Source organism: Empedobacter sp. EJD.6dd (assembly GCF_057369435.1).
In genome coordinates this window covers 2,159,139-2,180,826 of sequence record NZ_CM170667.1, presented here as the reverse complement: position 1 = coordinate 2,180,826, position 21,688 = coordinate 2,159,139, and the positions used below count along the sequence as shown (strand labels likewise).

Below are 21,688 nucleotides of genomic sequence, written 5' to 3'. Positions count from 1 at the left end.
TAATTGATTATCAATAAAAAATAAAAGTCCCGCCAGCTCCACTAAAAAACTCATTCTATTTCAGAATGAGTTTTTTTTATAAATTAAGGTTCCCAAATAATTCTTGTCATCACATCAAGGTTAGTTCCAGTATGCTTTGTAATTGGAATTCCTGTGACTAAACCAATCATTAAATTATGTTGAATAGCTAATTTAATTTGAGGTCTTAAGGTGTAATGAAAACCTTCTTGGTCAATATCCATATTATTTTCCAAACCGATAAAGTTTTTAGAATTGGGCAAAACGTACATCATACTTGCATTTATAGTTGCACCAATTTCTACTTTTTGCTCTTTATAATTGTGTTCGAAAACTGGACCTGTATATAATAAAGTGTTGAAATTTTTGAAATTCTTTGCTCCAATAAAAACGGGATTCATTTTCATACCTGTAAAAACACTTCCTTGATGACCTAATTCTTTGAAATTATTGAATTCAAACTCATGAACATATGCAACCGCTAACGACATTTTTCGTTTTTCATTCACCAAAAAAGTATACTGAGTCGCAAGTTTTAAACCTTCTATTTTATTATTTGGTACATAGATTGAACCATCATTATTTGAGTTTTTATGATTAAACGAAAAAGGAACTTCCACTTCCATTCCTAATCGATCTGCAACTGCCCACTCATATTCGATAAATCCGTTATACTCATTGTATCCTCTGTGCGATGCGATTCCAAATCCTACATTTATTTCTGCTTCCCCCTTTCTTGCTCCTAAATCGCGCATCAAGTCCATATATAAAGGTTCTGCATGATCAACTTTTGGTTTTAATTTTTTTTGTTGAGATGGTGAAGTTTTGATAGAATCTATAGTTATTGTATCATTTTTTGTTTGTGCAAAACCTGATAATGCTAACATCGAACTTGTAATTATTGATAAGAAAATCTTCATTTGTTTATTATTTTGAGACAAAGTAATGTGAAGATTTAGGAAGGAATTAGGAATAAAAAACCAAATTTGTCAAAATATTATCCCTTATATTTTGAAGTATTTTGATACTTATCATTTTATGATTCGTAAAAACTATCTTATCTTAGTCGATAAATTAACACCTCTATAAGACAATCAAATAATTATGAGTTCGTACGAATATTATAACTTTCCGATTCAGTTGATAAATGGTTTTTTAGATGACTCTAAAAAAGTTTTGATAGATATTTCACATTACTGTATTTATCGTGTTTTTATTGATAATTTCGAAAAATATTCAGGTTCTTTTACAGGTTATCAAAAGGCTTGTGATGATTTCGGAATCGAATTTAAGAATGTAGCAGCTGCTTATCAAAATGGAAAAGATTTGTACGAAGCAACTATAGATAAAAGTCCAATGGTTGGTATGACTTCTGAAATGTATTGGGATTATATGACCAATGAAAAGTCAGAATTTGAGAAAGTATTGTTGATTGGAGATCTTGCTTTTAAGAGTATTTTGGGAGCAAAATCGTATATCAAATTGGATAATAAATATTGGTTTAGTCGAATGAATGGTTCAGCAAAATCAATTGCGAAAGAAGAAATCTCACCTAAATTACAACGCTATCTGAATGAATATCAAACAAAGAAAATCAAAAATCAATTGATTGCAAATTGGGGGTTAGCTTCATATTCTCGCTACAATAGAGGTTTTTATGTCAGTTATAAAATGACATTAGATGATTTGGCTTATCATGCAGAAAAGATAAGAAAATCGACTCAAGATAAAAAGATCAAAAATGATGTGAAATCTGCGCACGAGAAAGCATTAGAGCGATTAGAAAAAGAAAGTAAAATGAATTAAGATTTATTTTTTATATAAAGCAAAAGTCCATCAAAATTTGATGGACTTTTTTATATAGCTAATGTTTAATCTATATTTCTTTTACTGTAATAATATTTACAGGACAAGCTTTTGCAGCACGTTCGCAGCTATCAGCAATAGTGTGATCGGGATCTTTTAAAGTATGAAACCCTTTTTTATCAATTGCTTTTAACAAGACAGATTTACCATCTTTTTTAGACATTCTGAAACGTTCTGGTGCTAACTCATAACAATAGTTGCATCCGATGCATTTATCGCGTTGTAACGTAATAATGACCATGAATTCTTCTATTTTTTAATGAGAATACGCTCCTTCTTCAACACTATTTTGTTGTGTACCTGGCTCTTCTACTTTTACTAATTTGTATAATTTATCAGAAGGACGAATTCTAAATTCCATTGGAATTGTAATTGAATCACCTTTTTTAGCAGTGTCAGCTTTCAAATCTTCTACCATCATTTCTGTTACAACCATTTCTTTAGCTCCAGTTGTTGGTCCTGTAACTAGGATTAAATCTCCAACTTTCAAATCATATGCATCAATAACAAATTGACCGATACTTGGTTTTGGGAAGAAATGAACTCCTTTTCCGATATAAACTTTTTTCTGAGTTGCCATAGAGCCTGGAACAGCAGACCATTCTCCTAATTTTTGACCTAAATAATATCCAGACCAAAAACCACGATTATAAACAGTTTGCAATAATCCCATCCAGTAATCAACTTTTTCTTTCGAATAAGTTCCGTCAGCAATAGAATCAATCGCTTCGCGATAAGCACGAATTACAGTTGCAACATACTCAGGCGCACGTCCACGACCTTCTATTTTCAATACTTTTACACCAGCTTCAACAACTTCGTCTAAGAACTCCATTGTACAAAGGTCTTTTGGTGACATCATATACTCGTTATCCAATTCGATTTCGAAACCAGATTCTTGGTCGATAACAGTATATTTTTTACGACAGTTTTGTTTACAAGCACCACGATTTGCAGATGAATTATGCGAATGTAAGCTCAAATAACATTTACCTGATACTGCCATACACAACGCTCCGTGTCCAAATATTTCTATTTCTACTAAATTTCCACTTGGTCCACGAACATCATCTTTGATAATTTGTTCACAAATCTTGTTTACTTGCTTCAAACTCAATTCACGCGACAATACCATCGTATCAGCAAACATTGCATAGAATTTTACTGTTTCGATATTCGTAACGTTAATCTGTGTCGAAATATGAATTTCTATACCAATTTGTCTTGCATAAGCAATAACTGATTGATCCATTGCAATAACAGCCGTAATATTAGCTTCTTTTGCTCTGTCTAATAAGTTTTTGATTAATGACAAATCATGATCATATATAATTGTATTTAATGTAAGGTAAGAACGCACACCTTTTTCTTCACAACGTTGTACGATTTCTGGCAAATCTCCCATTGTAAAGTTGATCGATGCTCTCGCACGCATATTTAACTGATCAACTCCGAAATATACAGAATCAGCACCATTATCTAATGCAGCCTGCAAAGATTCGAAATTCCCAGCAGGAGCCATCAACTCCATTTTTCCATCTTTGGTCATACGAAAATTCTGATTTTAAGGTGCAAAGGTACAAAAAATATAAGTTTATACTGAATATAAATTAAATATGATTGGAAATGAGTTTTTTAACTGATATCAAATGTTAATTATAAAATGTGTTATTTTTTGATTGAAAAAGAATTAATTTTGTAAAATGTTAATAGAAAGTCTTCAAAATCCAAGGATTAAAAACTTGCTGAAATTGCAAGAAAAATCAAGAGAACGTAAAAATCAAGGTTTATTTATTGTGGAAGGAACACAAGAAAATGAATTGGCTATAAAAGGAGGTTACGAAGCTGTTGAAATTTATCTTTGCGAAGATATTTATAATAAGTCAATCGATTTTGGTGCTGCAAAAGTTTTTACAATTACAAAACAAGTTTTTGAGAAGCTTGCGTATAGAAAATCGACAGGAGGAATAATTGGTGCTTATAAAACAAAATCATCAACATTATCAGATTTACAGTTACCAGAAAATGCTTTGGTTGTTGTATTAGAAGCTGTAGAAAAACCAGGAAATCTTGGTGCTGTTTTACGAACAGGGGATGGAGCAAAAGTAGATGCAGTAATTGTTTGTGACGAAACGGTCGATTTTTTTAATCCAAATGTTATTCGTTCGTCGGTTGGAACCTTGTTCACCAATCAAATTGCTTCTGCGAGTAAGGAATCTGTATTAGACTTCTTGAAATCAATGAATATTCATGTAGTTTCTACATTTTTGAGAGAAGAAACGATGAATTTATATGAAACAGATTTTACAAAATCATCTGCCATTATTTTAGGAACAGAAGCAACTGGACTTTCAGATTTTTGGGCAGATCATTCTGATTCATTAATTAAAATTCCAATGTTAGGTTTTGTAGATTCTCTGAATGTTAGTAATGCAGCAGCTATTTGCGTTTATGAGGCAGTGAGACAAAGACAATAATAACTCTTTAATAAAACAATAAAACCACTTCAATTGAAGTGGTTTTATTGTTTTAATTTATTTCTTTTTAAATAATTTACTTAAGAAATTATCTCCTTTATTGTGATTTTCTCCATAACCATAACCGTAGCCATATCCGTATCCATAACCTTTTGTAAAGTCAACATCGTTTACAACCATTGCCATATTTTCAAGGCGATTATCACGATACAAATCTCTAGGAATGGCTAACATACGCTTGTCTAAATAATTTGCACGAACTACATACATTGTGATGTCTGCATTATTAGAAATTAGTAATGTATCTGTTACTAAACTTACAGGAGCAGTATCTACTAAAACGTAGTCATAATTTTCTTTTCCGTAATTAATAATGTCATCAAATCTTCCATTCATTAATAATTCTGAAGGATTTGGAGCTATTTGTCCAGAGTAAATTACATCAAATTTATAATGAGAAGGATTTTTAATGATAACATCTTTTACTTCAATATCTTTAGAAATTAAGTATTCTGTAACTCCATAGTGATTTCTGTATTGATCTGTTATACCTAAATAATCTAATACTTTTGGACTCCTAATATCCGCACCTATTAATAAAACAGATTTTCCAGACATGGTTAAAATCTGTGCTAAATTTGTTGAGATAAAAGATTTTCCTTCTCCACTTGTAGTAGATGTTACATAAATCGCTTTAGAATCTGTAGAGTTTTTTAACAAGAAATTGATATTTGTTCTCAGAATTCTAAATGCTTCCGCTGTACTTGAACTATCATTATTTTCGATGATAGAAATCTCACTTTTAGGAACTTGTCCAGCAATTGGAGCTCCAACAGCATCTTCAACATCTTCTTTAGAATTTACATTGTTGTTTAGCAACTTGTAGATATAAATAAAAGCGAAAGGAATAATTAATCCTAAAATCATTGCACCTAATAAAACTATATTCTTTTTAGGAGATACTGGTATTTTAGAATCATAGGCAAAATCAATAATTTTTATATTTTCTGGTGTTGCCGCAGCTTTAATTTCATTTTCTTCTCTTTTTTGTAGTAAGAATAAATACAATGCTTCTACAATTTGTTGTTGACGAGAAATATCTCTAAAACCACGTTCTTGACTTGGAACTTTTTGGATTCTGCTTGTGATTTGATTTTGTTTATTTTGAATTGAGCCTAAAGTTGTTTGTGTATTATTTCTATATAAACGCAAACTGTTTTTTAAGTTTCTTTTTATATCATTTATTTGCTCTTGAAGCTTAATAGCATTCGGATGCTCATTTGTTACAGACTTTAACATATCTTCTCTTGTTAAAACTAATTCATTATATGAAGCAATTTGAGAAGCAATAGTTTGGTCTTGTAAACCAATGTTAGTTGGTAAAAGGTCAGTTTTATTAGAATTTAAAGCTGAGTTCATATAGTCAACTAACTGTAATTGATTTGTAGATTCTAATAATTTTTTTTCATTATCAGAAGCATTTTGTAAAAATATATTTGCTTCTGAAGTGACATCAGTAATATTATTAGCTTGTTTATATCTTTCTAAATCTTTATCAACGCCTTGTAAATCTCCAGTTACAATCGCTAACCTAGAATCAATAAATTTTGAAGTAGCTTCTGTTAATTTGTTATTATCAGTGACTAAATCAAGATTGTATTGATTGATTAAATCATTAATAAATTGTTTAGAAATATCAGGAACAGTACCAACCAAATTAAAGTTTACAATCTTAGAATTTTTATCACTATTAGGTTCTATCTGAATTTGAGATTGATAATAACTAACAGTATTATTTAATGAGCCTAGTTTGATTAGGTATTCTGAATCTATACTTTTTTCTATATTTTTATTAGGACTAATAACGATGTTTCCAAAATCTGTAATTATTTTTTGACCGAAAGAATATTCTTTAGTTTCTTTTGTTTTGTTATTTGTTAATACAAATTTAGTTGTAGATTCAATTTTTATATTTAGTTCTTCAAATAAATCATCATTAAGTTTATCAGCTTCATTTAAGAACAAAATTTTAATAGGCGAATTACTTGCTTTAGTTTCGATTTCTGCAATTCTACCAACACTAAAATAACGAATATTAAAATTATTTTGTTCAACAACTTTAGAGATAAGTCTTCTAGATTTTAATATTTCAATTTGATCACCAACTTCTGCATTTGTATTATTTCCAAACATAGTTGCAGCATCAGCTAAACCAGCTAATTCACCAGCAGCAGACTCTTTCTCATTTAAAAGAATTTTTGCTGTTACTTGATATTGTTTTTGGGTATATTTTAAATAGAATAAAGCACCAATTATCGCAATAATCAAACCCAAAACAAACCACTTCCAATAGTAAAGATATTGTTCTAAAATTTGCCTTAGATTGATAGACTCTTCCTCTTCTTCAAATGAGGAATTTTTTATTGAATTATTATTTTGATTCATTTTATCTTGTTAAAACAGAAATTACAGAAATAATTACACCAGCCATAGAAATCCATAATGTGTAATTAGGTGTAAATTTAGAAGCTGAAACTTGCGCTGCATTTGGTTCTACATATACTACATCGTTTTGAGCTAAGTAATAAACAGGAGAATTTAAAGCAGATTCTGATGTTAAATCAACATTATAGCGTTGCTTAACCCCATTACTTTCTCTAATTACGGTTACATTTTCTCTCTTTCCTTTAATTGTTAAATCGCCTGCCATACCTAATGCATCTAAAAGCGTAATTCTTTCAGTTGGTACAATAAAACTTCCTGGACGAGTTACTTCTCCTAAAACACTAATTCTAAAATTTACAAAATTTACATTAACTCCAGGGTTTACTATATATTTTCCTACTTTTTCTTTTATAGTTTCTATAGCTTGACTTCTTGTTAATCCTCCTAATTTTATGTTTCCTACAATAGGTAAGCTAATGTTTCCAGCTTCGTCTACAGTATATGTTGGGCTAAAAGGAGAAATATTACTGCTATTAGCTGTTGTTTGAATAGTGCTTAATTGATTAAATGGCGCTACAGAAGCAACATCTGCCCCAGATATTACAATTGCTAATTGATCAGTAGGTTGTATTTTGGGTATATATTGTTCAAAACTAGTTGTTAATTGTTCTTGGTTTTGAAAATAAACGATTTCTTTTCTTGAACCACATGCAGTGATTATTATTAAAGAAAAGATACATAAAAATTGGAAAATTCTATTTTTCATATATTACATTATCAAGTTTCTCAAATTCAGAGTTTTGAGATTTAAATTCAGGTACGATTTCTTTTATTTTAGCAACTAAATGCATTACCTGTTCATGTTTCTCTATTGTAGAAGACATTAAGCATAATTCTTCTATTAATTTTTTATTGTCTTGACATTTAGTTCTATTAACTTTTGCAATCATTATTTTTTCATGATGTGTTTTTACTGTATTTTCATCATTAGCCAATAATTCTTCATATATTTTTTCACCGGGTCTTAACCCTACAATTTTTATATCAATTTCTTCAGGATATTTGTAGCCACTTAGTCTAATCATTCGTTTTGCGAGATCAATAATTTTCATAGATTCTCCCATATCAAATACAAAAATTTCACCACCTTTTCCCATTATTGCTGCTTCTAATACTAGTTGACAAGCTTCTGGAATAGTCATGAAAAAACGTGTAATATCAGGATGAGTTACTGTTAATGGTCCTCCGTTTTCTAATTGTCTTTTAAAAAGAGGAATTACAGAACCATTTGACCCCAAAACATTTCCAAATCGAGTTACAATATAATTAGTTTTAGAAACTTCGTTAATACAATTCACATATATTTCTGCAACACGTTTTGTAGCGCCCATTACATTTGTAGGATTTACAGCTTTATCAGTTGAAACCATAACAAACTTTTCTGCTCCAAAATCGCTCGCTAAATCAGCAATGATTTTAGTTCCATAGATATTAGTGTTAATAGCTTCATATGGGAATTTTTCCATTAGAGGTACATGCTTATAAGCTGCAGCATGAAAAACTACTTGTGGTTGATATTTATCAAATAAGCTTTGCATACGTTTTCGATCTCTAACGCTTGAAACAATATAATCTATTCTATTTTGCTTTTCTTCTGGTATCTCATTTTTAAGATATTGCTGTATATCATAAAGTGCAGATTCGGCATGATCAATTAATGTTAAATGATGAAAATCCATCATAGCAATTTGTCTAGAAATTTCACTTCCAATTGAACCAGCTGCTCCAGTAACTAATATTTTTTTACCTTTAATACTTTCGTTTATTATAGGATTTTTTAATTTTATTGATTCTCTACCTAATAAATCTTCAATTTTTAATTGTTTAATTTGGTTAGGTTTATATGTTCCATCAATCCAATTTGAAATTGGAGGAATAATTTTAATGTTTACAGGTAAATCTTCTATAGATTTTGAAAGTGTTAATAGTTGATTTGTTTTGATATTCTGAATAGAAATAATTATCTCAGAAATATCATTTCGATCTATAAATTTATCATTTATATCATGAATAGAATAAATCTTTATACCATCTATAAAGGTTCCTATTTTTGATTGATTATCATCTATGAAACCAATAACTTTATAATTATACTGTGTTTCGTTTTGAAGAATATCTCGTGTAATTAATCCAGAATCACCTGCGCCATAAATTAATACTCTTTCTATTGTTTTGTTTTTTGAAAAGAAGTAATCATAAATCCATTTATAATATAATCTAGCGATTACCATTGCTACGGTAGTTATAAATAGATGTACAAAAATTACTGAATAAGACATTCTAAAAGTTGATATTAAACTAGAAGAAGTTGATATTTTTTGTTCAAGAAATTGTCTAAAAATAAATGATATACAGAAAAGTATTAAAAATGCAGTAGTGTTTGATACAAAGACATTTTCAGCATCTTTTAGTCCTGTTTTTTTTACGACACCTTTATATGTTTTAAAGTTTAAAAAACATAAAGTATAGATTAATGTTATAAAAGGTAATTTATAAAATAGTTTTTCAATACTAAAAGTATTTAGAAAACTATTTAAAATAAAATTACTTATAATATAACTTATAAATACAATTAATATATCTATCACTAATACTACCCATCTAGGAGTATTAAAGTGTTGGTTAAAAGGGTTCAATGTTATAGTAATTTAAGTAATGGTAAAGATAAAAAAAAATCAGGAATAGAAAGCTCCTTAAGAGGAAAAATCTATCCCTGATTAATATTTTATTTAAGGAGAAATTATTTTACTCTGAAAACAACTCTTCTTGCTAATTGATGAGATGATACTTGAGAGTTTTTGAACTCTTTATCTTCTCCTTCACCAACTGTAGTTAATTGAGAAGCGTTTGCTCCTTGACTAACTAATATAGCTTTTACATTTTCTGCTCTTCTACGAGATAAATCTTTGTTGAAAGCATCTCCACCAACTGGATCAGCAAAACCTAAAATGTCAATTTGAGCATTTGGTTTAGCTTTTAAGTACTCAGATACAAATTTGATACCTCCAACTGATTGTTGGTATGGTTTGTCAGAATTGTAATCGAAGTATACGTTTATAATACCAGAATTAATCATTTGCTCTAAGAAATCAGCATCGTTAACGATAGTTGTATTTCCTCCTGCATTTTGTTTGATATATTCTTCAATATTATCTGGAATTCCATTTCCATTATGATCGATAGTAACACCTTTAGTGTCAACTACTGCACCTGGAGCTGAATCTGGCTCTTGATCTAAATAATCAGCAACACCATCTCCATCAGTATCTTTTAACATTTGCTCGATGTTAGCAATACGATCTTCTAAATCAGAACGTGTTGGCTCGTAAACCCAGTCAGCATGTTTTTGGTTTTTACCTAAGTAAAATGTTAAACCTAAAGTAGCATTCCATAGTTCACCACCAAATCCAGAACCTGAAGTTTTAGTAGTACCATCAAATGTTACATTTTGACGAATATTTCTTACATAAGAAACGTCTCCTGTTAAAACTACACGATCAGTTAATCTTAATTGAGGTGTTAAACCAACCATAACATTTGCCATGTTATCGTTGTCTTTGAAAATTTTCCCATCAACACCTTTAGTAAGGTCGTTGTTCATCATAGAAATACCAGCACCACCATGAGCTAATAATCCAATTCTGTTTGTCCAAGTTTCAAAATTTAATACACGTCCTACGTTTACAACCCCTTGTAAATCTACACGGTAGTAATTTGAACGAAAACGAGCAACTCCTTCACCTTCTTTGATACGATCGTATCCACCATCTAATTTTAAACCAAATTTAGGATTGAACATATAACGCACACCAAAATCAGCGTGAAAAAAGCTAGGTGTTTCTGAATAGTAACCAGGAGCAAAAGCTTTACGTGCTTTTACAGCACCACCATTGGCCTCGATAGACCACTTGTTGTAATCATTGTTGTTAACTGTTTCAGTAACTTCTTGCGCGTGAGCAAAAATTCCTAATCCAATTACACTTAATAGGTATGAAATCTTTTTCATGAGGATATATTTAATTACAAAATTATATAAATACTTAAAAACGAATTTATAAATCATGTTAAAAATGTCTAAAACTAATTAAAGTCATATATTTTTATTATGATTATTTTAACGTGTTTAAAAATTATTACAAAAGTTGTGCCGAAATTAAATTTTGCTTTTTTTATCTCATCTTTGAATCATTTAAATTATTTTTGCACAAATATTTCCCAAAACAAACAATGGAACAATCAGCATTTCTTTTTTCAACTCGTGGATCAGTAGAATTGGCTCAAAAAATTGCCGATCAATATGGTCAAGAACTAGGTAAATCTAAAATCGTAGAATTTAGCGACGGAGAATTTGTGCCTGCTTTCGAACAACCAATTCGTGGAGCTCGTGTATTCTTAATCGGTTCTACTATGCAACCAACAGACAATTTAATGGAATTACTATTAATGTGTGATGCAGCAAAACGTGCGTCTGCAAGAAGTATTACTGTAGTTATTCCTTATTTTGGTTTTGCTCGTCAAGATCGAAAAGACGCTCCTCGTGTACCAATTGGAGCTAAATTAGTTGCTAAAATGTTAATGACAGCCGGAGCAACTCGTGTGATGACAATGGATTTACACGCAGATCAGATTCAAGGGTTTTTCGAAATTCCTGTAGATCATTTATTCGCTTCTACAATTTTCGTAGAGTATATTAAAGGATTAGAATTAGATAATATTTGTATAGCTTCTCCAGATATGGGAGGAGCAAAACGTGCAAATACTTATGCAAAATATCTGAATGCAGATATCGTAATTTGTCATAAAGAACGTAAAGTTGCAAACCAAGTTGATAGCATGATGTTAATCGGTGAGGTTGAAGGTAAAAATGTTATTTTAGTAGATGATATGATTGATACAGCTGGAACTTTAGCTAAAGCTGCAGAATTAATCATGTCAAAAGGAGCTAAATCTGTTCGAGCAATTGCTACTCATGGAGTTTTATCTGGACCTGCTTACGAGCGTCTTGAGAACTCTATGCTAACGGAAATTGCTATAACTGACAGTATTCCATTAAAAAATACTTCCGTATCTAAAATAAAAGTATTATCTTGCGCTCCGCTTTTTGCAGATGTTATGCATTTAGTACATAGTAATAAATCTATTAGTCAACGTTTTGTTATCTAGTGATTTAGCTAAAAATTAAATTATTTTTATTATATACATATTATTATGAAGTCAATTACAATTCAAGGTGTAAAAAGAGAAGACTTAGGTAAAGTGGCTACACGTAACCTACGTAATGCTGAACAAGTACCTTGTGTGGTTTATGGTTCAGGAGAGCCTATCCACTTTTCAGCTGATGAAAAAGCTTTCAAATCATTAGTTTACACTCCAGATGCTCATACAGCTTCTATCGAGTTAGCTGATGGTACTAAAATTCAAGCAATTTTACAAGACATCCAGTTTCACCCAGTAACAGATAAAATCTTACACGTAGATTTTTACCAATTAAGCGACGACAAACCAGTAACAATGGAAGTTCCAGTTCGTTTAGTAGGACGTGCTCGCGGTTTAGTAGCTGGTGGGGTTTTACGTTTCAATATGCGTAAATTAAAAGTTCGTGCTATTCCAGCAAACTTACCAAACGAAATCGAAATCGATATCACTCCAATGAGAATTGGTCACAAAATGTATGTTGAATCATTGAAAAATGATAACTATACATTCGCTCATCCAGATAACGCAGTAGTAGTAGCTATCCGTACTTCTCGTAACGCTGTTAAGGATGCTGATCAAGACGAAGACGAAGATTAAGAAATTATTCTTTTCAGATAAATTAAACCACTCAATATTGAGTGGTTTTTTTTATAGTTAAAAATTTAATAAGATAAATTTGTCCGATTTAAAATTAGTTGTATATTTGCAATGTAATTTATAATGAATAAAAGAAATTAATGTTTTCAAAAGCATGTGAGTACGGAATAAAAGCGTGTGTTTTTATTGCACAAGAATCTGTACAAGGAAAGAGAGTAAACTTGAAACAAATTGCGAATTCTATTAATTCGCCAGAAGCTTATACTGCTAAGATTTTGCAACAATTAGTAAAAGCAAATGTGATATCGTCTGTAAAAGGAAAAATGGGTGGTTTCCAGATGGATGCAGCACATTTAGAAGATATCAAATTAGTAAATATTATCAAGGCAATAGATGGAGATGGTTTATATCACAGCTGTATTTTAGGATTAGTAGAATGTGATGCGAATAAACCTTGTGCTTTACACAGTAGAGTTTTCGCCATAAGAAATGATTTGAGAGGAATGTTAGAAAGAACATCTATGTTCAATTTAATTGATGATCTTGAAAAAGGATTGGCTTTCCTTAAACATTAAAAAAATTTGCCAATAAATAAGATAAAAGTATCCGAATATCCGAATTAAAAATTATTAAGAAATGAAACTAGCTATAGAAATTCCTCAGACAAATCTCTCGCATTTAACTTATTCAGTAGGAGTAAATTTAAATGAAGCTTGCGAAAGACATCATAAAACCTTGTTTTTTTGTTGGAATATTAGAGCGGGAATAGATAAAGGAATCGATATACAACGTATCGTGGATTATGTAAATTGGTACGGAAAAGAAGTATTGTTCAAAAAGTTTGAAATAGAAGAACAATCACTTTTCACGTTATTGGATGAGGATCATTATTTGGTAAAAAGAGCTTTAAAAGAACACCGACGTTTGCGTCGTTTGTTTAAAATAGATGTTAAGAATCCGATGAAAAGTTTAATTTATATCGAAGAAGAATTGGATTTACATATTCGATTCGAGGAAAAACAAATGTTTCCGGAATTTGAAAAAAATGCAACTCAGAAAAAATTAAAAAAAATTAAAGAACGATTTAGTTCACTTTTAACAAACACAGATTGGAAAGATCAATTTTGGTTATAAATCTTTCGTAACCATAAATTTTTACTTATAATTTTTTAGATGATTTTTGAAAAGAAAAGCTCGATTTTGCAGGTCGAGCTTTTTGTTTTTATTTATTGTAAATTTTCTAAAAATGTTTCAGGATCTTCAAGAAATTTAAATCCATTAGATTGACGAATGTTTTCGGTAAATAAATTTTTTTCAGGTTCAAAAAATTGATATTTAACATTCATAAATTTTAGTTGATATTCTTGAGCAATTTCAATTAAAAAATCAATTGAATGTATAACATTAATTTCACTCCTTAAATCGAATCTAAAATTGAAAAAATTAATATTGTTTTTATCATCAAAAGTTATAGAACAATCATTGTCTTCAAAATTCGAAGTATTTCCTTTCCAATAAATAAAGTGTTCATTTGCACTTTTATAGTTGGAAATGAATTTATCAATCTTTAATTCAATATCATTTTTATTAATAAAAACATTATTCCAAAAACACTCAGTATCTTTAAGATATTCTGAATCTTCTTGTTTAAGAAATTCTAAATAGTTTTCTTTGAAGTTAATTAATGGAATTAAGAAAATATTATACTGCCAAACAGCCATATTATTTCTTAATTTTCACTTCAAAAATTTTGTCCCAAAGCTTTCCGGTTACTAACATATTTCCGTTGTCTTTGAATGCAATTCCGTTTAATTCTTGCGCTTGTGGATTTCCTTGTTTTCCTTTCAATTCAGCGAAGTTAAACTCTGCTTTTACAGCTCCAGTTTGTGGATCTATTACTACGATATTACTGTTATCTGCGTGTCCAGATTTTAAGTAGACATTTGCATAAATTAAACCATCGTGATATTCAATTTCATTCAGATAACTATATGGTTGTTGACTGTCAAAAGCTTGTACAGTTCTTAAATAATTAAAGTTTTCATCAAAGAAATGAATGCGTTGAGAACCTTCTGTAACAGCTAATTCTTTCCCAATTGTAGTTATTCCCCAACCTTCGATAATTTGAGCTGGCATATCAAATTTTTGAACTTGATTAAAATTCAAATCATATTTATAAATAACACGATCTTGCCATGTTAATTGATAAATAAAACCATTCAGTTCCGTAATTCCTTCACCAAAAACATCATCTTTGATTTGGTATAATTTTGTTGGTTCTGTTGCTCCTAATTTATATTCAATCAAACGTGTTTTACCATCACGAAGTCCCGTTCCTTCGAAAATATTTCCATTTTTGAAATAGAAACCTTGTGTAAAATAATCGTTGTTATGTGGATAAGTTCCAACAATTTCATACGACCATTGAGCAGCAGGTTCGTTAGCATAAACGACAAAAGTAAAATCGCGCGAATTTGTTTCTTCTTCTCCTTTAAAGAATTTTAGATTAACTGTATGATTTCCTAAACCAATTGTTTTTCCGTCAATTGTAAAATCTGCCGGAACTTCTTGTCCATCTACCGAAACAACAACTTTTGTAATTCCTTCTAAGCTTGAAAGAGGAATATCAATTTTGTCGCCAATTTTGTATTTGTTTTGTTCAATTTTCGAAACAATTTCGGTAATAGCAGTGTTATTTTTTCCTGAAGAATCTTTACAAGAAAATAACAACGAAGAGAAAACTGTTGCACAAACTGATGCAGCGATTAAATATTTTTTCATTTGATGTTTTTTATGTTTTACGAATTAGGTTGCTAATTCTACTACAAATATATCTATTTTGTTCGATTAGGATTATTTTTTACGAAAGCATCCCAACTTGAATATGAGCTTGATGTTCCTGTTGTTTTACCAGAGTTTAAGTAATGACAAACCGCAACAGCAAGACCATCTGTGGCATCCAAACGTTTCGGAATTTCTTTTAAGCCAAGTAAATGCTGTAACATGCCTGCCACTTGTTCTTTTGAGGCATTTCCGTTTCCAGTGATCGCCATTTTAATCTTTTTTGGAGCATATTCTACCACAGGCATATCGCGATGTAGACATGCTGCAATACAAACACCTTGCGCGCGGCCAAGTTTTAGCATAGATTGTACATTAACACCAAAAAATTGCGCTTCAATGGCTAATTCATCCGGATGATATTGATCGATAATGGCAAGGGTTTTTTCGAAAATCTTTTTCAATTTTGCTTGTTGATTGGGAAGTTTATGCAACAACAATTCATCTAAAGTAATTAACTTCATTTTGTTGTTTTTGACTTCAATCAAACCAAAACCCATTACCATTGTCCCAGGATCAATCCCTAAAATAATCTTTTCCATCGTTGCGAAGGTATTAAGATATTCTCAAAAATTAAGCGGAATTTCGACTTGCATTAATGTTTCCAAATAACGATCGCATAACAATTTGCTCATAGATAGATTTAAATTCACTTTCGTGATGAATTTTGTTCAATGCAAATTGTTGAATTGTTAGCAATGGCAATACAATTTTTTCGCGCATTTGTACCGAAGATCTATTTAAAGGTTCATCTTGCATCAAAGCTGAATAATCAGAAATTTCTAAACATAATGCTTTAGATAATTCGAATTCGTCGTGCAAAATATTCCAAAATTCACCATATTCAGGATCATTTTTCATGTAAGAAGTTAATGGGAAATATGTTTTTTCCATCGACATCATACTATTTTGAATTAAGGTTTTGAAGAAACTCGAATTTTTGAATAAATCTTTTACATCTTCTAAATGACCTTGTTTTTTTAATTCATTTATTGCCGTTCCTACACCAAAATAACCTGGTACATTTTGTTTTAACTGACTCCAAGAACCAACAAAAGGAATGGCACGTAAATCATCAAATTCTAATTTTTTATCACCACCTCGTTTACTTGGGCGACTTCCGATATTTGTTTTTCCATAATAGTTAAGCGTACTCATGTTCTCTAAATAAGGAAGAAACGAAGGATGCGCTTTTAAATCTTCGTATTTCTGATAACTAATTGTAGCTAACTTATCAATTAAAATGCGCTCTTCAGGTGATATTTGACTTGTACTCGTGGCAAAGACATCCGAAATAATTCCAGCAGTGTACAATTGTTCAAAATTATATTTTGCTTGTGGCAATGTTCCATAATTTGAGGTAATTGTTTGCCCTTGAATCGTAATTTGAATTTCGTGATTGGCAATTGTTTTTCCTTGAGATGCATAAAATTCGTGAGTTTTTCCACCACCACGTGCAGGAGGTCCTCCACGACCATCAAAGAAAATAACTTCGATTTGATTTTTATCCGAGACATTCGAAAGAATTTCTTTGGTGCGATAAATTTCCCAATTCGCTTTGATGTAACCACCATCTTTTGTTCCATCAGAAAATCCTAACATGATTGATTGTCGTTGGTTTCTACGTTCTAAATGCTGTGCATAAATTGGTAAATTGTACAATCTATTCATTGTGTTTTCAGCTCCATCTAAGCCTCGAATTGTTTCGAAAAGTGGCATGATATCAAAATTAATTTCATTATCGTTATATCCACAAAATTTGAATAATGCATAAACATTTAACACATCGAAAATAGTTTCAGAATTTGAAATTATATAGCGGTTTACTCCTAATTCTCCGTTGCGTTGTTGAATGGTTTTTAGCTGATAAACATTTTTAATGGTATCGATTACAATTTCATCTTCAAAATCTTCCGGTTTTACTCTGAATGATGGATTTGTTAAGATTTCGATTTGCTCTGTTTCACTCAAATCTTTTAAGTTAATTCCAGTATATTTTTCAACAATTTGATTAATTACTTTTTGATGAACACGAGAATCTTGACGTATATCCAACGAAGCAAAATGTAACCCGAAAATATCAACACGCGTGATAAAATCATCCAAAATATCTAAGAAAACACCATTGTGTTGTTCAATTAAAATGGTTCTGATTGATTGTAAACGATTTTTTATTTCATCCAATGTAATTGTCCCATTTTCGTTAAACATATTCTCATAAATCAGATTACTTAACTCTTTTAATGGCTCTGTAACATGCTTGAATGTTAGTCTACGTTGAACAATTTTAAGATGATTGTAATAATTTTTCAGAATACTTGTGCGTAATAAACTCGCAACTTTCCATGTAATTTCTGCTGTTACAAACGGATTACCATCACGATCTCCACCTGGCCAAAAGCCTAATTGTATAACAGGAGATTTTAGAGGCTCACTTTCTGTAAAAAACAAATGATTGATTTCGTTATATAATCGTCCAATTGTTTGATAATATACATTTCTCAGATAATAAATAATAGAGACAGCTTCGTCGTAAGGAGTTGGTTTTTCCTCATTAATAAAAGGTGTTTTTCCTAATTGTTGTAACAACATATCTATTTTACTAACAGAATCTTGTTGTATTGCATCGCGTAAATCTTGAATAATTTGTTGAACATTTGTTGGGTAAAATTGTGTTGGATGCGCCGTAAAAACAACTCTTGTAACAAAATCTTCAATTTTATTTTTTACCTGCTCCATTTTACCTTGTGCTTGCGCAATATGGTAAATACTTTCTAAGCTTCCTTTTTCATTTTCGGAATGTAAAGAAGGGAAAGCAGCATCTTCTATACTATCGAATAAAACCACTTGACGCTCGATATATTGTATCATACGGAACATCAAATCAATTTGTTCTTGTTCAGTTTTTAGATCGGTGTATTTTTCAAAAAAATTGTCGATGATTTCATTTGGAGATTTTCCTTCTGGTAAACCTTTTTGACTTTCATCGTACAAAAACGGAATCAATGATCCGATGTTTTGCATTTTCTCATAAGGCAGACTCATAAAGAGGCTGTTGTAAATTTGAAACTTATTTTCCACGATTTGGTGGAACTTAAGTTCATTTAAATTCGTACTTCGCATTAATAGGTATTTTTTCTCTTTACGTAAATTTACTTGTTTCGATATAATTATCCTATTTTATTTAAAAACAAAAAGAGAATCTTTCGATTCTCTTTCCATATTCTCATTTTTTGTTTAATTCTATTAACGGTTCAATAAATTCTCGGGTATTAGATAAGCGAGGAACTTTGTTTTGTCCACCTAATTTTCCACGTGAAGCCATCCATTCTATGAATAGTTTTTTTCTAGCGATATGAATTATTGGAGGATTTAATGTCATATTATTAAAACGTTTTGCTTCGTAATCTGAATTTACATCTTGTAAGGATTTATCTAAAATTTGTGAAAATTGTTCAAAATTTTCAGGTTCTTTATCAAATTCGATGATCCATTCATGTGCTCCTTTTTCTTTTCCTTGCATAAAGATAGGTCCTGCACTGTATTCAGAAACAATAGAATTCGTTTGGTCACATGCTCTTTTTAATGCTTCTTCGGCATTTTCTATCATCAGTTCTTCACCAAATGCATTGATATAATGTTTTGTTCTTCCAGAAACCACAATTCTATGCGGATTTGTTGAAGTAAAACGTACAGTATCGCCAATAATATAGCGCCATAAACCACCATTTGTTGTAATGACCATCGCATAATTTTTATCAACTTCAACTTCTCCAATTGTTAAATAACGTTGATTGGAAGAACCAAATTCTTCCATTGGAATAAATTCGTAAAAAATTCCATTGTCTAATAATAAGAATAATTCTTTTTTGTGTAACTGATCTTGAATTCCAAAGAATCCTTCGGAAGCATTATATAATTCGAAATAATTTAATTTTTTCTGAGTAATTAAATTATAATTTTCTGCATAAGGTTTGAAACTAATTCCACCATGAAAAAAGACTTCAAGATTTGGCCATAATTCGTCCAAATAGTTTTTTCCAGTTTCGGCTAATAATTTATTTAAAACAACTAACATCCAAGACGGAACACCTGTTAATGAACCAACATCTTCGTTTTTAGTTGCATTGATAATGGCATTCATTTTTACATTCCAATCTGACATTAACGAAATTTCACGATTCGGAATATTTTTCATTTCTGCATAAAAAGGTAAATTATCAATCAAAATAGCTGATAAGTCTCCAAAACGTGTATCATATTTCTGATAAAGTTCGCTACTTCCTCCAATTCGAAGGTTTTTGTGCATAAAAATATCCGTTTCTGGATTGGCATTTAAATATAAGGCAAACATTGTTTTACCAGCTGCGTAGTGACAATCCTCTAACGATTCGTTACTAATTGGGATAAATTTACTTTTAGCATTAGTTGTTCCAGAAGATTTCGCAAACCATTTTATTTTTCCATGCCATGTGACATCTTTTTCACCTTTTCTTGCTAATTCAATATAAGGTTGAAAATCTTCGTAATGCACAGCAGGAACTTGCTCTTGAAATTTCTGAATATTGTTGATTTCATTGAAATGAAATTCTTTTCCGTAAATAGTCGATTTGGCTTTTTTGATGTTTTCAAATAACACACGTTCTTGTGTACCAACTGGATTTTTGACGCTTTCCTCGATAACATTCATTCGGCTACGCATCATAATTTCCATAATCTTGTTGACTATTCCCATCCGCTAAAAGTTTTGTAGATTTACACAAAATTAATTAAACTTTTTTAGCAAGATGCAGTTTGAAGGACAAATTCGTAAAATGACAACTGAAAATGGAGCTCCAATTAACTATTATTGGAACTTCAAGAATGATTTTATCGTTATGAATCAATTGTTAGGTAAAAAAATCAAGATTAACTTTGATCATTACGAGTGTTTAAACTGTCATGAAGATAAAGAAATTTATCAGATGGGATATTGTAAAAATTGTTTTTTCACTGTGCCAGAGGCTAATCCAAGTATTATTAATCCAGAACTTTCAACAGCACATTTAGGAATTGCACAGCGAGATTTAGAATTTGAAACGAAGTTCGAATTACAGCCACATATAGTTTATTTAGCAAATTCGTCAGGAATTAAAGTTGGTGTAACACGTTTGACACAAGTTCCAACGCGTTGGATAGATCAAGGTGCATCAGAAGCTATTATTATTGCACGAACGGATAATCGTTATGAAGCAGGAATGATAGAGGTTTCTTTGAAAGATGTAATTGCTGATAAAACGAACTGGCAACGTATGTTGAAAAATGATGTGCCCGAAATTGATTTGTTTGAAAAGTATCAAGAAATCAAAAAATATGTAAACGAAGATTTTAAACAATTTTTAGTAGAAGAACCTGAAGTGATGAAATTAGAGTATCCTGTTTTGTCTTATCCAGAAAAAGTAAAATCGTTGAACTTGAAAAAAATACACGAAATAGAAGGTGTTTTGAAAGGTATAAAAGGTCAATATCTAATTTTTGAAGATAACACAGTATTTAATGTTCGTGGACACGAAGGGTTTTATGTAAATTTCGAAGTCTAAAATCAAATTAAAATAATTTTAAAAAGTCGGTTCTATAAACAGAACTGACTTTTTTATTTCTCTATCTGTTTGATTTTAATAAAAATACTTGTTTATAAATTTATTTATTGCTACATTAGATACAATCAATTAACACAAAAAAATAGAATTATGAAAGCAAGTGCATTACTTATGGTTGGTGGGATTTTAGCTTTAACAGCTTGTAATAAGAAATCAGATTTACCAGATTATAAAGTGAAAGAAGCGATTTTGGACGTTTATAAATACAGAGCCGATAAGCCAGATTCGTTGTTTGCAAAAGTAGAAGGTGTAAATGTTGATGATTTGAATGCTGTAGTGAAACAATACGGACCTGTAGATGTTTACAATTTTGAGAAAATGACACCTTTAGAGGATGGTGATAAAACGGTTTATGAAGCTGTTTACAAAGTATCTTTTAAAGGAGCAGAAGGTACTGAAACGTTTAAAGTAAAAAAGGTTGATAAATTAGATGGAATAGTTGTAGGGTATGCGAGTGATGTAAAACCTATTGCAGCTAATGCAGATTCTTTAGCTGTTAAAAAAGATTCTGTGAAATAATTTTCAATAAAAATCATATAATTTTATGGA

The 21,688-nt window shown here is 30.5% G+C and carries 20 protein-coding genes; 8 read left to right on the top strand and 12 right to left on the bottom strand.

The genetic code is table 11. The annotated features are described in order from the left end of the window. Positions 1–83: 83 nt before the first annotated feature. Positions 84–938 (bottom strand): HAEPLYID family protein, encoded by an 855-nt coding sequence (locus AC2I98_RS10345; RefSeq protein WP_486411607.1) that lies wholly within the window; start codon positions 936–938, stop codon positions 84–86. Between the two features lie 184 nt (positions 939–1,122). Between AC2I98_RS10345 and AC2I98_RS10340 the strand changes: the two genes are divergently transcribed. Further along, on the top strand, positions 1,123–1,824 hold the full coding sequence (locus tag AC2I98_RS10340) for a hypothetical protein (protein WP_486411606.1): 702 nt from the start codon (positions 1,123–1,125) through the stop codon (positions 1,822–1,824). Between the two features lie 70 nt (positions 1,825–1,894). Here AC2I98_RS10340 and AC2I98_RS10335 read toward each other — a convergent pair whose 3' ends face one another. Further along, on the bottom strand, positions 1,895–2,125 hold the full coding sequence (locus AC2I98_RS10335; RefSeq protein ID WP_486411605.1) for a ferredoxin: 231 nt from the start codon (positions 2,123–2,125) through the stop codon (positions 1,895–1,897). A gap of 15 nt (positions 2,126–2,140) precedes the next feature. Further along, positions 2,141–3,433 carry a peptidase U32 family protein gene (locus AC2I98_RS10330; protein WP_486411604.1) on the bottom strand — a complete coding sequence of 431 codons (1,293 nt, stop codon included), beginning with the start codon at positions 3,431–3,433 and terminating at the stop codon, positions 2,141–2,143. A 154-nt stretch (positions 3,434–3,587) separates the two neighbouring features. On the opposite strand from AC2I98_RS10330, the gene AC2I98_RS10325 reads away from it, so the two are divergent. Continuing rightward, entirely contained in the window at positions 3,588–4,361 is a 774-nt protein-coding gene (locus AC2I98_RS10325; RefSeq protein WP_486411603.1) for a TrmH family RNA methyltransferase, read from the top strand. A 57-nt stretch (positions 4,362–4,418) separates the two neighbouring features. Here AC2I98_RS10325 and AC2I98_RS10320 read toward each other — a convergent pair whose 3' ends face one another. From AC2I98_RS10320 to AC2I98_RS10305, 4 genes are all read right to left on the bottom strand, one after another. Then, a complete protein-coding gene (locus AC2I98_RS10320; RefSeq protein WP_486411602.1) occupies positions 4,419–6,806 on the bottom strand; it encodes a GumC family protein in 2,388 nt (795 codons plus the stop codon). Between the two features lies 1 nt (position 6,807). Next, entirely contained in the window at positions 6,808–7,572 is a 765-nt protein-coding gene (locus tag AC2I98_RS10315; RefSeq protein WP_486411601.1) for a polysaccharide biosynthesis/export family protein, read from the bottom strand. After that, positions 7,562–9,502, bottom strand: a complete 1,941-nt coding sequence (locus AC2I98_RS10310; protein WP_486411600.1) for a polysaccharide biosynthesis protein — start codon at positions 9,500–9,502, stop codon at positions 7,562–7,564. Before AC2I98_RS10310 ends, AC2I98_RS10315 begins: the two co-directional genes overlap by 11 nt. Positions 9,503–9,606: 104 nt before the next feature. Next, positions 9,607–10,872, bottom strand: coding sequence for an OmpA family protein (locus AC2I98_RS10305; protein ID WP_486411599.1), 1,266 nt, complete (start codon positions 10,870–10,872; stop codon positions 9,607–9,609). Positions 10,873–11,093: 221 nt separating this feature from the next. Here AC2I98_RS10305 and AC2I98_RS10300 point away from each other — a divergent pair, with 221 nt between their 5' ends. From AC2I98_RS10300 to AC2I98_RS10285, 4 genes are all read left to right on the top strand, one after another. Continuing rightward, positions 11,094–12,029, top strand: coding sequence for a ribose-phosphate pyrophosphokinase (locus tag AC2I98_RS10300; RefSeq protein WP_486411598.1), 936 nt, complete (start codon positions 11,094–11,096; stop codon positions 12,027–12,029). Positions 12,030–12,074: 45 nt separating this feature from the next. Next, a complete protein-coding gene (locus AC2I98_RS10295; RefSeq protein ID WP_486411597.1) occupies positions 12,075–12,659 on the top strand; it encodes a 50S ribosomal protein L25/general stress protein Ctc in 585 nt (194 codons plus the stop codon). Positions 12,660–12,799: 140 nt separating this feature from the next. After that, positions 12,800–13,234 (top strand): RrF2 family transcriptional regulator, encoded by a 435-nt coding sequence (locus AC2I98_RS10290; protein WP_486411596.1) that lies wholly within the window; start codon positions 12,800–12,802, stop codon positions 13,232–13,234. A 61-nt stretch (positions 13,235–13,295) separates the two neighbouring features. Continuing rightward, positions 13,296–13,793, top strand: coding sequence for a hemerythrin domain-containing protein (locus AC2I98_RS10285; protein ID WP_486411595.1), 498 nt, complete (start codon positions 13,296–13,298; stop codon positions 13,791–13,793). 92 nt (positions 13,794–13,885) lie between these two features. Here AC2I98_RS10285 and AC2I98_RS10280 read toward each other — a convergent pair whose 3' ends face one another. The 5 genes from AC2I98_RS10280 to AC2I98_RS10260 form a co-directional block, all read right to left on the bottom strand. Next, positions 13,886–14,380, bottom strand: a complete 495-nt coding sequence (locus AC2I98_RS10280) for a hypothetical protein (RefSeq protein WP_486411594.1) — start codon at positions 14,378–14,380, stop codon at positions 13,886–13,888. 1 nt (position 14,381) lies between these two features. Further along, positions 14,382–15,440 (bottom strand): glutaminyl-peptide cyclotransferase, encoded by a 1,059-nt coding sequence (locus tag AC2I98_RS10275; RefSeq protein ID WP_486411593.1) that lies wholly within the window; start codon positions 15,438–15,440, stop codon positions 14,382–14,384. A 53-nt stretch (positions 15,441–15,493) separates the two neighbouring features. Next, positions 15,494–16,042: a crossover junction endodeoxyribonuclease RuvC gene (gene ruvC, locus AC2I98_RS10270; RefSeq protein ID WP_486411592.1), complete on the bottom strand. Its 549-nt coding sequence runs from the start codon at positions 16,040–16,042 to the stop codon at positions 15,494–15,496. A 31-nt stretch (positions 16,043–16,073) separates the two neighbouring features. Further along, a complete protein-coding gene (locus AC2I98_RS10265) occupies positions 16,074–18,545 on the bottom strand; it encodes a phosphoenolpyruvate carboxylase (RefSeq protein ID WP_486411591.1) in 2,472 nt (823 codons plus the stop codon). 181 nt (positions 18,546–18,726) lie between these two features. Further along, the gene (locus AC2I98_RS10260) at positions 18,727–20,235 is read right to left on the bottom strand and encodes a GH3 auxin-responsive promoter family protein (RefSeq protein ID WP_486411590.1); all 1,509 of its coding nucleotides are present in this window, start codon (positions 20,233–20,235) and stop codon (positions 18,727–18,729) included. Between the two features lie 52 nt (positions 20,236–20,287). Here AC2I98_RS10260 and AC2I98_RS10255 point away from each other — a divergent pair, with 52 nt between their 5' ends. Continuing rightward, on the top strand, positions 20,288–21,079 hold the full coding sequence (locus tag AC2I98_RS10255) for a DUF2797 domain-containing protein (RefSeq protein WP_486411589.1): 792 nt from the start codon (positions 20,288–20,290) through the stop codon (positions 21,077–21,079). 150 nt (positions 21,080–21,229) lie between these two features. Beyond that, a complete protein-coding gene (locus AC2I98_RS10250) occupies positions 21,230–21,658 on the top strand; it encodes a hypothetical protein (protein ID WP_486411588.1) in 429 nt (142 codons plus the stop codon). Positions 21,659–21,688 lie beyond the last annotated feature (30 nt).

Coding starts and splice junctions, on each gene's coding strand:
- AC2I98_RS10345 (WP_486411607.1), bottom strand. CDS start 938: ATGAAGATTTTCTTATCAATAATTACAAGTTCGATGTTAGCATTATCA.
- AC2I98_RS10340 (WP_486411606.1), top strand. CDS start 1,123: ATGAGTTCGTACGAATATTATAACTTTCCGATTCAGTTGATAAATGGT.
- AC2I98_RS10335 (WP_486411605.1), bottom strand. CDS start 2,125: ATGGTCATTATTACGTTACAACGCGATAAATGCATCGGATGCAACTAT.
- AC2I98_RS10330 (WP_486411604.1), bottom strand. CDS start 3,433: ATGACCAAAGATGGAAAAATGGAGTTGATGGCTCCTGCTGGGAATTTC.
- AC2I98_RS10325 (WP_486411603.1), top strand. CDS start 3,588: ATGTTAATAGAAAGTCTTCAAAATCCAAGGATTAAAAACTTGCTGAAA.
- AC2I98_RS10320 (WP_486411602.1), bottom strand. CDS start 6,806: ATGAATCAAAATAATAATTCAATAAAAAATTCCTCATTTGAAGAAGAG.
- AC2I98_RS10315 (WP_486411601.1), bottom strand. CDS start 7,572: ATGAAAAATAGAATTTTCCAATTTTTATGTATCTTTTCTTTAATAATA.
- AC2I98_RS10305 (WP_486411599.1), bottom strand. CDS start 10,872: ATGAAAAAGATTTCATACCTATTAAGTGTAATTGGATTAGGAATTTTT.
- AC2I98_RS10300 (WP_486411598.1), top strand. CDS start 11,094: ATGGAACAATCAGCATTTCTTTTTTCAACTCGTGGATCAGTAGAATTG.
- AC2I98_RS10295 (WP_486411597.1), top strand. CDS start 12,075: ATGAAGTCAATTACAATTCAAGGTGTAAAAAGAGAAGACTTAGGTAAA.
- AC2I98_RS10290 (WP_486411596.1), top strand. CDS start 12,800: ATGTTTTCAAAAGCATGTGAGTACGGAATAAAAGCGTGTGTTTTTATT.
- AC2I98_RS10285 (WP_486411595.1), top strand. CDS start 13,296: ATGAAACTAGCTATAGAAATTCCTCAGACAAATCTCTCGCATTTAACT.
- AC2I98_RS10280 (WP_486411594.1), bottom strand. CDS start 14,380: ATGGCTGTTTGGCAGTATAATATTTTCTTAATTCCATTAATTAACTTC.
- AC2I98_RS10275 (WP_486411593.1), bottom strand. CDS start 15,440: ATGAAAAAATATTTAATCGCTGCATCAGTTTGTGCAACAGTTTTCTCT.
- ruvC (WP_486411592.1), bottom strand. CDS start 16,042: ATGGAAAAGATTATTTTAGGGATTGATCCTGGGACAATGGTAATGGGT.
- AC2I98_RS10265 (WP_486411591.1), bottom strand. CDS start 18,545: ATGAGTCTGCCTTATGAGAAAATGCAAAACATCGGATCATTGATTCCG.
- AC2I98_RS10260 (WP_486411590.1), bottom strand. CDS start 20,235: ATGGGAATAGTCAACAAGATTATGGAAATTATGATGCGTAGCCGAATG.
- AC2I98_RS10255 (WP_486411589.1), top strand. CDS start 20,288: ATGCAGTTTGAAGGACAAATTCGTAAAATGACAACTGAAAATGGAGCT.
- AC2I98_RS10250 (WP_486411588.1), top strand. CDS start 21,230: ATGAAAGCAAGTGCATTACTTATGGTTGGTGGGATTTTAGCTTTAACA.